Annotated in this window: 12 protein-coding genes; 2 read left to right on the forward strand and 10 right to left on the reverse strand. The window is 68.4% G+C overall.

Features of this window, described 5'->3' with window-relative positions; all coding sequences use genetic code 11:
- Positions 1–93: 93 nt before the first annotated feature.
- Entirely contained in the window at positions 94–2,196 is a 2,103-nt protein-coding gene (locus QHF89_RS06990) for an MXAN_6577-like cysteine-rich protein (RefSeq protein ID WP_136965852.1), read from the forward strand.
- 121 nt (positions 2,197–2,317) lie between these two features.
- Here QHF89_RS06990 and tssD read toward each other — a convergent pair whose 3' ends face one another.
- The 8 genes from tssD to QHF89_RS07030 form a co-directional block, all read right to left on the reverse strand.
- Positions 2,318–2,821, reverse strand: coding sequence for a type VI secretion system tube protein TssD (gene tssD / locus QHF89_RS06995; RefSeq protein WP_136965851.1), 504 nt, complete (start codon positions 2,819–2,821; stop codon positions 2,318–2,320).
- A gap of 349 nt (positions 2,822–3,170) precedes the next feature.
- Complete coding sequence (locus tag QHF89_RS07000; protein ID WP_136965850.1) at positions 3,171–4,010, reverse strand: AAA family ATPase; 840 nt, start codon at positions 4,008–4,010, stop codon at positions 3,171–3,173.
- A gap of 69 nt (positions 4,011–4,079) precedes the next feature.
- Complete coding sequence (locus QHF89_RS07005; RefSeq protein WP_284720178.1) at positions 4,080–4,421, reverse strand: response regulator; 342 nt, start codon at positions 4,419–4,421, stop codon at positions 4,080–4,082.
- 127 nt (positions 4,422–4,548) lie between these two features.
- Positions 4,549–5,952, reverse strand: a complete 1,404-nt coding sequence (locus QHF89_RS07010) for a sigma-54-dependent transcriptional regulator (RefSeq protein ID WP_136965848.1) — start codon at positions 5,950–5,952, stop codon at positions 4,549–4,551.
- 7 nt (positions 5,953–5,959) lie between these two features.
- Entirely contained in the window at positions 5,960–7,627 is a 1,668-nt protein-coding gene (locus tag QHF89_RS07015) for a protoglobin domain-containing protein (protein ID WP_136965847.1), read from the reverse strand.
- 2 nt (positions 7,628–7,629) lie between these two features.
- On the reverse strand, positions 7,630–8,013 hold the full coding sequence (locus QHF89_RS07020; protein WP_136965846.1) for a hypothetical protein: 384 nt from the start codon (positions 8,011–8,013) through the stop codon (positions 7,630–7,632).
- A 61-nt stretch (positions 8,014–8,074) separates the two neighbouring features.
- Positions 8,075–9,295 (reverse strand): cardiolipin synthase ClsB, encoded by a 1,221-nt coding sequence (clsB, locus tag QHF89_RS07025; protein WP_284720179.1) that lies wholly within the window; start codon positions 9,293–9,295, stop codon positions 8,075–8,077.
- A 36-nt stretch (positions 9,296–9,331) separates the two neighbouring features.
- On the reverse strand, positions 9,332–10,111 hold the full coding sequence (locus QHF89_RS07030; protein ID WP_136965845.1) for a GGDEF domain-containing protein: 780 nt from the start codon (positions 10,109–10,111) through the stop codon (positions 9,332–9,334).
- Positions 10,112–10,225: 114 nt separating this feature from the next.
- Between QHF89_RS07030 and QHF89_RS07035 the strand changes: the two genes are divergently transcribed.
- A complete protein-coding gene (locus tag QHF89_RS07035; protein ID WP_284720180.1) occupies positions 10,226–10,666 on the forward strand; it encodes a universal stress protein in 441 nt (146 codons plus the stop codon).
- A 45-nt stretch (positions 10,667–10,711) separates the two neighbouring features.
- Here the strand turns inward: QHF89_RS07035 and QHF89_RS07040 are convergent, their stop codons facing one another.
- Both QHF89_RS07040 and QHF89_RS07045 read right to left on the reverse strand, forming a co-directional pair.
- Positions 10,712–11,860, reverse strand: coding sequence for a poly(ethylene terephthalate) hydrolase family protein (locus QHF89_RS07040; RefSeq protein WP_136965843.1), 1,149 nt, complete (start codon positions 11,858–11,860; stop codon positions 10,712–10,714).
- 62 nt (positions 11,861–11,922) lie between these two features.
- Positions 11,923–12,507, reverse strand: a complete 585-nt coding sequence (locus QHF89_RS07045) for a hypothetical protein (RefSeq protein WP_136965842.1) — start codon at positions 12,505–12,507, stop codon at positions 11,923–11,925.
- Positions 12,508–12,555 lie beyond the last annotated feature (48 nt).

Raw genomic sequence — 12,555 nt, forward strand, 5'->3', positions numbered from 1 at the left:
CAGGCGAAAACGTGCGCTGCGCCGACAAAGGGCGCTCGCCCGGAGGAAACTCTGGTAAGGAAGGCCGTTCCTTCCAAACGGGGGACGTTCGTCATGACAAAATTTTCCAGCGTATCCAATCTTGGTTTCAAGAACGCGACGCTCGTAACGGTGCTCGCCGTGGGCGCGGCGGCGACGTGGGCGGGGTGTGCGACCAGCACCTCGGACACGGCCTCGGGCGGCGATGGGAGAGGCGGCGACGACGCGGCCGGCGGGCAGGGCGGCACCGCGGGCCAGGGCGGCTCCCCGGGGCAGGGCGGCGCGGGGATGGGCGGCGCAGGGCAGGGTGGCGGCTCGGTCTGCGGGCCCGGCACGACGCTCTGCGGGGAGGCCTGCACGGTCCTCGCGTTCGACCCGACGAACTGCGGCGCCTGCGGCAAGGCCTGCGCGGCCGGCGAGCTCTGCTCGCAGGGGCAGTGCGGGATCACGTGCCTCGGCGGCACGACCCAATGCAACGACCTCTGCGCGGACCTCGCGAACGACCCGAACAACTGCGGGGCGTGCGGGACGGCGTGCGCCGAGGGGCAGATCTGTTCGGCGGGGCAATGCGGGACGTCGTGCGTGGGCGCGACGGCTTGCAACGGCGTCTGCGTGGATCTCGACACGGATCCGGCGAATTGCGGCGCGTGTGGAACGGCGTGCGCCGCGGGCCAGGTCTGCTCGATGGGGCAATGCGGCGTCACGTGCCTCGGCGGCTCGGCCCTGTGCGGGTCGAGCTGCGTGGATCTCGACACGAGCCCGGCGCATTGCGGGGCGTGCGGTACGGCGTGCCCCTCGGGGCAGCTCTGCGCGGCAGGCATGTGCGTGAGCATCGGCGAATGCAATGCGCCGTTCCTGCAATGCGGACAGCTCTGCGTCTTGCCGGCGTCGGACCCGGCGAACTGCGGGACGTGCGGCAACAAGTGCGCCACCGGCGCGACGTGCGTGGACGGGACCTGTCAGGTCTGCGACAGCACGACGACGGACTGCGACAACGACGGCTGGCTCGCGAGCGAGGGTGATTGCTGCGACAAACCCGGCCTCTGCGGCGCCGAGCCAGAGAAGGTGAACCCGGGCGCGATCGAGGTCGTGGGCAACGGCATCGACGACAACTGCAACGCGAAGACCGATCTCTTCGACCTGGAAGACACGGTCTCTTGCGACGATGGGCTGGTCTCGAATTCGTCGTCCCCGACCGATTACGCGAAGGCGCTCGGCATCTGCCGCGTGACGACGGAGAACGCGCCGAAGGCGGAGAAGACGTGGGGCCTCATCAGCGCCAAGCTCCTGCGCGCCGACGGCTCGGCGCTCGTCGATATGCAGGCGACCTCGATCCGCCAGAGCTTCGGCGGCATCACGCCGGCCGTGCTGGAGGGCAAGAGCGCCGTCGTGCTCTCGAGCGGCATCGCCGCGGACGCGACGCAGACGAACCCGGGGCCGAACGGCGGCGCGCCGGGGGGCTTCAACGTGTCGTCGGAGCACACGCCGGTGAGCAACGTGCTGATCTCGGGCGGCGGGGAGCATTCGGTCAAGGATTGGTTCGCCACGCCAAACTTGCCGCTCAAGCCCGCGAACGGCCTGCCCGATTCCCCGGGCTGCAACGCGAGCAACACGCCGGAAGCCGAGGACTCGGTCATGCTCGTCCTCCGGCTGCGGGCGCCCACGAACGCGCGGGCCTTCTCGTTCAACTCGTACTTCATGTCGGCGGAATACCCGGAGTTCGTCTGCACGAGCTACAACGACCAGTTCATCGCGCTCGTCGACACGCCGACCGGCGTGCCGTCGCCGACGCCGAACCCGGTCGACAAGAACCTGATGACGTTCACGTCGGGCAACCAGAAATGGCCGATCGGGATCAACATCGCGCAGGGCACGAATCTCTTCGCCGTGTGCGATTCGCAGGCCACGTCGCCGTTCTGCTGGGACACGAGCGTCAGCGCGACCTCGTGCTCGCTCGGCTCGACGCAGCTCATGGGCACGGGCTTCGAATCGGACGGTGATTGTCTGATCGGCGGCGGCACGTTCTGGCTGACGACCGCGGGCAATGTGATCCCCGGGCAAATCGTGGAGATCCGGATCGCGCTGTGGGACGTGGGCGACGCGTCGTACGACTCGCTCGCGATCCTGGACGGCTTCCAGTGGCTCTCGGCGGCCACGCTGCCCGGCACCGGCGGGTGAGCAGGATGTAAGGGTGTGGGGGGCGACGCCCCCCCATCCCTCCGGGTTTTTGCGGGGCGACAAAATGAAACCGGGCGGCCGTTTGGCCGCCCGGTTTGGTTTGCTGGGCGTTAGCCCAACATCAGCCCATCGGGGTCTCCCAGTCGTCCTCGGCCGTGATGCCGCCCTCGGTCCACGTCCAGATGATCTTCTGGTACGTGAACGCGATCTCCTCGTACTCGGCGTACTTCATGAGATCGGGGTTCCGGTTGTTCGGCATGCGGAAGTTGATCGACGCGATGTTCGCGTTGATCAGGCGCACCGTGTAGTGGTTCACCTCGGTGCCGACGCCCTGCTGCGCCTTCACCTGCGGCGTGAAGTGCTTGAGCTCCCACTCCGAGATGTTCTCGTTGTTGACGAGCGAGCTGTAGAGCAGCGGCGACGCCTTATCGAGCTCCTTCGTCACGATGAAGGGCTTGTGCATGCGCTTGCCGGTCGGCAGGCCGCTCGCCGGATCGCGGGGGCTCATGATCTCGTGCGAGACCGCGATGATCATGATGCTGTTCTCGCGACCCTTCTGGGTCACGGAGCCCTTGATCTCGCCCTGCTTCTGCCCCTTCAGACGGAGATACGCATTGAGAGCCATGGTGCAAACCTCTTCCGTTTGGTCGTGCCGTCCCCTGGACTCAGTCTACGCCTCATTGCGCGCTGGCAGATGACGGCCTTCCAGCCGAACCCGAAGACCCGAAGACCTTCGTGCACGGGCTTTCGGCTTTCCCCCGTTTTCGTTCCGGCGTCAAGCAACTTCGTGCCGGCTTTTCGAGGGGAGCCGCCCAGGTATCATTGCATTCGTCATGCCATCCGTTGGAGGACAAAAAGACGCAGCCACGACGTAGGACTACCGTGTCATTGCGTGAAACTGGGAGGGGGTGGGGCAACGATCCTGGATCTTCGAGGTCCCACCGTGGGGAAAAAAGGATCCAGGATGCGACGCGTCAGGAGCGGTATTTGCGGCCGCCCGCGAGCTGATCGGCGAACGCGACGAGATCCTGCTCTTTTTTGAGCAGCGCGCCGAGGAAGGGGAGCGCCTGTTCGAGCTTCACCTCGTCGATGCCGGCTTTGCGGAGCGCGGCGATCCAGTCGATGAGCTCACTCGTGGAGGGGCGCTTGCGGAGCCGCGACATGTTGCGGATCTCGTAGAAGACCGAAAGGACCTGGTCCACGAGCGCCCGCGCGAGCTCCGGGTGGTGGACGTTCACGATCTGCCGCATGAACTCGCGTTCGGGGAAATCGATGAAGTGAAAGACGCAGCGGCGCAGGAACGCGTCCGGGAGCTCTTTTTCGTTGTTGCTCGTGATGACGACGACGGGCCGCTCCTTCGCCACGTACTCGTCGCCCGTCTCGGTCACACGGAACCGCATGCGATCGAGCTCGTGCAAGAGGTCGTTCGGGAACTCGAGGTCCGCCTTGTCGATCTCGTCGATGAGGAGGACCACGCGTTTCTCCGCGGCGAGCGCGCGGCCAAGGGGCCCGAGCTTGATGTAACGGCGGATGTCGCGGACGTCGCCGTCGCCAAAGCGCGAGTCGTAGAGGCGCTGGACCGTGTCGTAGACGTAGAGGCCGTCCTGCGCCCGGGTCGTGCTCTTCACGTGCCAGGGGATGAGCTCGGTCTCGAGCGTCTGCGTGATGGCCTCGGCCAGCAGGGTCTTGCCCGTGCCAGGCTCGCCCTTCACGAGCAGGGGACGTTCGAGCGCGAGGGCGCAGTTCACCGCGGCCTCGAGGGATTCGTTCGTGAGGTAACCGATGGTGCCGCGGAAACGACGAAACTCCGTCATGGGCGGGAACCTAGCACGGAGAAACCCCCCGCGGGGCGCGCGGTTTGCGCCAGCGCGCAAGGCGTGCGCTCACGTGCCCGACCGATCGAGCTCCTTCGCGAAGGTCGGATAATCGAGCGGCTTCGTGAAGATTCGTGGCTCGGGATCGAATGCCTTGGCGCGGGCCGCGACGATCTCGGGATACCCCGTCACCATGAAGATCGGCAGCGCGGGGTTTTCGGAGCGCGCGTATTTCGCGACGGCGATGCCGTCGGCATGCGGCATTTGCAGGTCCGTGACGAGGACGTCGGGCATGGGCGCGCGCGAGAGCCTGCCGATGGCGTGGGCGCCGTCGTGCACGACCTCGACGTCGAAGCCGTCTTCGCGGAGCATCCGCACGAAGATACGCGCCGAGCGGATGTCGTCGTCCACCAGAAGGACCAGTCGCCGCGGCCGTTCTTGCGTGTCCACGCGCAAGGGACGTACAAACCCCGTGCCACGCAGAGGGTGTTCCCCAGGCGGCTGCGCGAGCCGCTCGCGACGCCTGTGGAATACCCTCTCAGCCGGCGCCCTTTTTCTCTTTTTCCTTCGCGGCGACGCCGTACTCGTGCAGGCGGTACTGGATCGTGCGGACGCTGATGTCGAGCATCTCGGCGGCCTTCGCCGTGGAGCCGTTCGTCGCGTCGAGCGTGGAGAGGATCGCGAATCGCTCGATCTCGGCCATCGTGGCGCCGGGAATGCGGACGCCGCCCTTGGGCAGCGGGGCGACGTCGATCGGCAGGTCGTCCTCGTCGATCTGCGGGCCCTCGCAGAGCACGACAGCGCGCTCGATCGCGTTCTCCAGCTCGCGCACGTTGCCCGGCCAGCGGTGCGCGAGGAGCTTGGCGCGGGCGCGGTCGGTCACGCCGTCGATCCGCTTTTTGTTCTCGATCGCGAAGCGCCGGAGGAAATGCATCGCGAGCAGGAGGACGTCGCCGCCGCGCAGGCGGAGCGGCGGCATCTCGACGTGCACGACGTGCAGGCGGTAATAGAGATCCTCGCGGAAACGGCCGTCGTGCACGTCCTTCGCGAGGTCGCGGTTCGTCGCGGCGATGAGGCGGACGTCGACCTCGACAGGGTCGTTGCCGCCGACCCGCTCGAAGGTGCGCTCCTGCAAGACGCGGAGGAGTTTGACTTGCGTCGCCGGCGGGATCTCGCCGACCTCGTCGAGGAACAAGGTGCCGCCGTTCGCCTGCTCGAACCGGCCCACGCGGCGTTTGTCCGCGCCGGTGAAGGCGCCTCGCTCGTGGCCGAAGAGCTCGCTTTCGAGGAGGCTCTCCGCGAGGGCCGCGCAATGCAACGTGATGAAGGGGCCGCTCGCGCGCGGGCTTTTTTTGTGGATGGCCCGCGCGAGCTCGCCCTTGCCCGTGCCGCTCTCGCCCGTGATGAGGACCGTGGCGCGGGCCGGGGCGACCTGCTTGGCGACGCGGTAGACCTTCTGCAGCGCAGCGCTCGATCCGATGAGGCCCTCGAACCCTTCGCCCTCGCGCTCGCGGAGCTGGCGGCGCAGCTCCTCGGCCTCGGCCTTGAGGTTCGTCCGTTCGATCACGCGCTCGATCGAGAACGCCAGCGCGTCGAAATCGACGGGCTTCGTGATGAAATCGTCCGCGCCGCTGCGCATGGCCTGGACGGCGGTCGAGACCTCGCCGAACGCGGTCACCATGATCACGGGGACGCCAGGGTACGTGGCGCGGAGCTTCTGCAAGAGCTCGAGGCCGTCCATGCGCGGCATCTTGAGGTCGGTCACGACCACGTCCGGCGGGCGATCGGCGGCGATTTGCAGCGCGCTCGGGCCATCGGCCGCGGCGTCGACCGCGTAGCCCTCCTGGCGCAAGAGCTTTTCGAGGCCGGAGCGGGCGCTCGCCTCGTCGTCGACGACGAGCACGCGCGCCCTGGGTTTGCCCGCGATTTTCGTATCCGTCATGGGAGCCTCAAGGGAGGACCTTCCCCGCATTCCCCTCGGCGTCGTGCGCGCCGAGGCGGACGGGGAGCGAGACACGGAATATCGTCCTGCCAGGGTGGCTGTCGACGTCGATCGTGCCGCCGTGGTCGGTGACGATGCGGTGGACGATGGCCAAGCCGAGGCCCGTGCCCTCGGGCTTCGTCGAGAAAAACGGGTCGAAGATCGGGGCGTCGGGGCTCGCGAGGCCGGGCCCGTCGTCTTCGACCTCGATGACGACGTCCCGCGGCCTTCGCCGCGCCCGGAGCGTGACCGTGCCGCCGCCCGTGGGTTCGAGCGCCTCGATCGCGTTTTGCAGGAGGTTCAGGAGGACCTGCTGGATCTTGGGCGTGTCGAGATCGAGCACGAGCTCGCTCGTGGGCAGCTCCAGGGTGAGCGTGACGCCGGTCTGGAGCGCGCGGGCCTCGGCGAGCTTGCCCGCGCGCTCGCACACGGCGCGCACGGGCGTGGGGCGGAGTTCGAGGGGTTTGGGGCGCGCGAAATCCAAGAACTCGCTGACGAGCTTGCCGAGCCGCTTGATCTCTTCGCCCACGATGTGGACGGCTTCGAGCTGCTCGCCGTCGGCGCCGCTCTTGCGCAGGCCTCGTTCGAGGAAGGTGACGTGGAGCTGGGCGCCGTTCAGCGGGTTTCTGATCTCGTGCGCGAGGCCCGCGGCGAGCGTGCCGACGGCCGCGAGCTTCTCGTTTTGCCGGAGCCGCACGGCGAGCGCGTTCTCGTCGGTCGTGTCGCGGCCGACGGCGAAGAGGACGATGTCGTCGTCGTCGCCCGGCGCATACGCGAAGTGCCAGCGTACGTCGCGGATTTTGCCGGCGCGGGTGCGAACCGCGCTCTCGACGTCGTCGAGCGAGGCGCGGCCGTCGTGGCTGTCGAGGAGCGTCTGCAAGAGCCCCGCTTGCTCCTCGTGGAGGGCCTCGGGCAGGAGCGCCTCGTGGAAACGCGCGCCGAAGACCTCCTCACGCCCGAGGCCGGTGACGCGCTCGGCCTCGCGGTTGAAGAGGCGGATCTTGGCTTCGCGATCGAGGCCGACGACGAGGACGCGGGCGAGCTCGACGGCGCTGACGTAGCGGTGTTCGGTGCGGCGCAAGGCGAGGTCGACCTCGGCCCGTTCGAGGCGCTCGCGCTGCTGCGTGCGCGCGAGGAAATGATCGCGGTAGCTCTCGAGCATGACCGCGAGCTCGAGGTCGAGGGCGCGGTCGAGCGCCTCGCGGCAGGCCCGCGCGTCGTCGCCCATGGTGTCGTCGGCGACGCGGAGGAGCGCGACGCGGATGAGCGCCATCGCGGTGAACATGTAGCGCTGCGGGAGGCCGATCTGGACGTGGATCCGGCCGATTTCGAGGGTCTTCTTGAAGTACGCCTCGTCGTGCGGGCCTGTGCAGAGCCGATCCATCCAGCGGACCATGGAGCCCTGGAGCCGCTTGATCTGCGCCTCGCCGGTGAAGACGTCGTGCGCGTCGCCGTGCTCGCGGATGCGGTCGTAAAAAGCCGTGGCGATGCGCTCGAAATGCGGGGCCGCGAGGGGCCGGAGCGCGCGGAGGAGGCGCGCGTCCTCCTCGCTGAAGCGCACATACCGCAGGAGCTCCTGGACCAGGCTTTCGTCCGTTTGCGCGCGGGGAGGAGGAGAAGCAGCCTTCCGGTCCATGATCACGGCAGCTCGGGCGACGAGCCGTCGTCCACGTTGCCTTCGATCCTGCCTTCGATCAAGGGGAGGTCCGCGCCGAACCAGCCGATCCGGACGCCGCGGTGGCGCAAAGCTTGCGCCTCGGATGCAAGGGGTGCGTCGCCGGCCCGTGGAGGTTCGTTCTCCTCGGTCTCGTGCGCGTCGGGAGCGCCGGTGCAGACGAGGTATCGATCGCGGATGGAGAGGCCGGTGCACGCCGCGCAGAGGGCGCAGCGATCGACGTGGACTTCCTTGGTGCGGCGGGGGCACTCGACGAGCAATCCTTTGCCGCCGGTGCCGAGGACGCGAATCGGAAGACGATGGACCTCGGGGAGCGGGCTCCGAGGCGGGGGCTTGCTGCTCGACATGATGGACGGGCGTCATGCAACGGGCGGGCCTTTGCATGCGTCGCGGGGGCGCGTTTCGTCGTTACAGCCAATCCCGAAAGAGATAGGCCGCCCAGGAGGCAGCCCGCTCCCACGGCGGACGTTTTCCCCAGCTCGTCCGGGTGACCTCGTGGCAATGGGGGAGGTCCGAGAGGAACATGGCCTCCATCGCCAGCGCGAACCGCTCGTCCTCGATGATCGCGTTCGCCTCCAGGTTCTGCCGCAGCGATTGCATGTCGAGGTTGCTCGACCCGACGGTCGACCAATGCCCGTCGACGACCGCCGTCTTCGCGTGGAGGACGCGGCCCGTCCATTCGTAGAGGCGCGCGCCGGATTCGAGGAGGCGCCCGTAGATCGAGCGCGAAGCGTGCAGGACCGCCGGGACGTCCGTCGTGCCGGCGACCATGAGCCGCACGTCGACGCCGCGTTTGGCCGCGTCGTTGAGCGCGTGGAGGAGGCCGAGCGAGGGGAGGAAATAGGCGTTCGTGATCCAGATGCGCCGCTTGGCGCTCTTGATGGCCGCGCGGTAGGCGTCGCGGATGCCCGCGCGGCCGCGGTGCATGTCGCTCGTGATCACGCGGACGCGCGGATCCGCGCGGCGACCCGTGAAGCTGTAGCGCGGCTCGTCGAGCGCCGGGCCCTTGGCCTTCGTCCAGGTGCGCAAAAAGAAGTATTGCAGCTCGAGCGCCGCAGGGCCCTCGAGCGCGAGGTGCGTGTCGCGCCAGGGCGGGGCGCTGGCGATGTCCTTCGGCGCGTAATCGCCGCAGATGTTGATCCCGCCGGTGAATGCGATGTGCGAGTCGACGATGAGCGATTTGCGGTGGTTTCTCCGGACGACGTGGCGCAAGAGCTTCCGATTCTGGAGCGCCATGCGCACGGGGCGAAACTCGACGACCCGCACGCCCGCCTCCTCCAGGGACGCGACGTAGTCCCCCGAGACGGACGAACCCCACGCGTCGTACAGGAGGTTGACCTCGACGCCCGCGCGCGCGCGCTCGGCGAGGGCATACGCGAAGGTCTGTCCGACGTGGTCATCGCGCAGGATGTACGTCTCCAGGCAAATGGTGGAGCGCGCGTGCGCGATGGCCTCGAGCATCGCGGGGAAGGTCTGCGCGCCGTCGTGGAGGAGGCGCAGACGGTGGTACCCCACGATCATGTCGCAGAAGGCCGGCGTGCGAAGGAGCGTCGTGGGCGGCGGCACGGCGTCGATGGACAGGATGGCGTCGACGCTCGGAGAGAGCGGCAGACTATCGCCTCGGCTCAATCGCGGGTCCTTTCGAACGCCCAGCGTAGCGCAGAATCAGCCCGCGGGTCCCTCGCCGAGGGCCGACGATCGTGGAGGCGTGGGCGGCGCGACGACCGCGCGATCTCGTCCTGCCGTCTTGGCCGCGTAGAGCGCCGCGTCGGCGGCCTCGAAGAGCGCGAGGGGCAGGGGCGCGGCCGCTGCGTAGAGGTCGGCGAGGCCGATCGACACGGTCGGCGCGCCGGGCACGGCGCGCAAGGACGCACGGATCCGCTCGGCGAGCTCGACGCCCTGCACGGCCGTCGTCTCCGGCAAGAGCACGGCGAACTCGTCGCCGCCGTACCGCGAAGGCAGGTCGATCGCGCGGCAAGATCGGCGCAAGGCCTCGGCGACGGCGTGCAGCGCGACGTCGCCAGCCTCGTGGCCGCCGCGGTCGTTGATCTCCTTGAGGTGGTCGACGTCGAGCAGGAGGAGCGCGACGGAGCCCTCGTACCGCACGAGGCGCGTGATCTCCTCGGCGAGCCGCGTATCGAGGTGGCGACGGTTCGAGAGGCCCGTCAGCGGGTCCTTCATGCTGGCCTCGGCGAGCGCGTCCTCGCGTGCGCCGAGGGCGCGACCGAGCAGGACGAACACGAGCAACGAGGTGAACACGAGGTAGCCGAGGGTGACGGGATCAGCCTTGGCTTCCGTGACGAGCGAGGCAGGCGTGGGTGGCGCGCCGGCGAGGAGGGCGCGGAGCACGAGCAGGCCGAGGGGCGTGCCGAGGGCGAAGAGGAGGCCGAGGACGGGGAAGACCCGCCGGCGGGGCCAGCTCTCGGGGACGCGTAGCCATCGCATCGTGGACCCTGGTTGCCTGGAAGATCTGTGCCGGCGTGGCGCGACGAGGGTGCTGGGCGCATGGCACGGGCCGTGTTAGGCCCGTGCCGCGTAGAACAAGGAGAGCGACGGATTATGCACCGGATTCTGGTTGGTCTCGATGCTTCCCCGCGGGCGAAGGACGTGCTCGACGCGGCGATCGACCTCGGGCGGCGAACGAACAGCCGGCTCATCCTGATGCGGGCGATCGGGATCCCGGTCGAGCTGCCGCCGGAGGCCTACGCCTTGCCGCCGTCGTCGCTCGAAGGGCTGCTCGAACAAGAGGCGCTGCGCTACGTCGAGAAGGAGCTCGAGCGCGTGCCCGAGGAGCTGCGCGGGCCGGTGCGGGTCGCCGTCGGCACGCCGTGGCAGGCGATCTGCCAGGCGGCCAAGGACGAGAACGTGGACCTCATCATGATCGGGTCGCACGGGTATCAGGGGCTCGATCGGCTGATCGGGACGACGGCGGCGAAGGTCGTGAACCACGCGGACCGATCGGTGCTCGTGGTCCGGCACGCCGAGAAGCTCACGTCGTGATGCAACCGGTGCGGCTCCGCGCAAAGGCTGCGCTGCACGAGGTTGCTAGGGCTTCGACTGGATCGAGGCGATGCCCGTATCGACGTAGCGGGCCTGCGCCTCGGCGCCGGTGAGGTAGGTGTCGTAGCCTTTGTTGCCGCGCAGGTAGCGCTCGTAAAACGCGGTGACGTAGGCGCGGGAGAGGGCGTTCACCGTGGCGTTGTCGAGCGTGGGCATCTTGCACGCGCTGCAGGCGACGCCGCAGGTCTGCGTGTTGTCGACGAAGCCGACGTGGTTCGCGCCGTTGATCGTGACGGCGACGCTCGGCGAGGTGGTCTCCGCGTAGAACGTGATGAAGTTCTCCGCCGCGGGCGCGCACGCGGGCTGGAAGCCGCCGCTCATGCCGTCGAGCGTTTCGCCGAGGAAACCCGTGGGTTTGTCGATCGGGAGCTGCTCGCTCACGTCGATGCACGCGGGGGCCGTGCACATCGGGTTCGGGTCGATCGGATTGCTGGGCGCGCCGTCGACCGGATCGAGCACGATCGAAGCCTGAAAGCGATCGTCGAGCTTCGCCGCGTAGATCGCGAGCTTGCCGCCGAGCGAGTGGCCCGTGGCGCCCGCGAGCTTCGTGTCGCCCTGGAGGCTCGGCTTCGACTCGACCCAGTCGAGGGCGCTGATGATGTTCTGCGTGGCCTTCGTGTTGTCGTTCCCCAAGAACGACGTCGGATAGTCGGGCGTGACCGCGACATACCCGAAGCTCGCGAGGCGCTTCAAGTAGCCGTAGTACTGGCTCGCCGCGATCTGGAAGCCGTGCGCGACGACGACGACCGGATACGGCCCGCTCGAAGGGCCCTCGGTGGGATACGCCGCGTGCATCGGCACCGTGTCGCCGGTCGACGCCTTCCACTGCTTGTCGTCCATCTCGGCGATCGTGAACGGCCCGTCCTTGTTCGGATCGAACACCGGCATCGGCGTGCCGCCGCCCGCGCCCGCGCCGCCTTGCCCCGATCCACCCGCGCCACCCTGGCCCATGCCACCGTCACCGCCGGTGCCACCGTCGCCGCCGCTGCCGCTGCCGCCTGGCCCCGATGTGCCCGATCCGCTCCCCGTCGGCCCCGTGATCGTCCCTCCCGTGAGACCGGTGTCACCCCCGCCCGTGCAAGCCGACGTGAACACGACGCTTGCAATGCCCAAGACAATGCCGAGTTTCTGCATGAGACGGGCGTAAGCCGACGCCGACGGAGCGTCAACGCGGTCACCCGAGGATGCAGGGGCGATCAGGCCGTGAACTCGGTCGTCATCTGGATGCCCCAGTTCGTCGGGGGCCGGACCGCATAACTCAGCGCGAGGACCTCGATCAGCACGATGCGATAAATCTCGTGCACGTCGTCGACGTCCACCTCGCTCGCGTTCGCTTCGAGCGCTGCGTCGACGTGCTCGTGGACGAACGAGAGCACATCGGGCTGCTCCATCGCGATGACGTCGTCGGAGTCGACCGCCTCGGCCGGATCGGCCATGCGGAGCTGTTCGTCGAGCTTGAGCGACTCTTCCACGCCGGCGAGCGCGAGGGGCGTGACCTCCACGAGCTCTTCCCCAAAGACGTTGTCGAAGGCGAGCCAGACGGCGAGCGTCAGGAAGTATCCGAGCGCGAGCGCGGTTTCATCGAGAGGCCCGCCGAGGACCTGTGCGATCCGATCGGCCATCGCAGGCTGCGTCTGCTCGAAGCGGGCGAACGCTTCGTCGAGCTTCTGCCGCGCCTCTTCGTCATCCTCCGCGAGCTGCTCCTCGACCTCCGAGAGGGCCCGTAAAGGGACCTGCGCGAAGGACGGTACCGGACGGATGGCAGCGCGGCGGACCCACACGGCGGAAACCTAGCACACGGCGACCTGGCGTTCTCGCGACATCGTCCA

Origin of the sequence: Polyangium sorediatum, from assembly GCF_029946465.1 — a bacterium.
In the GTDB taxonomy this organism is placed as follows: domain Bacteria; phylum Myxococcota_A; class Polyangia; order Polyangiales; family Polyangiaceae; genus Polyangium; species Polyangium fumosum.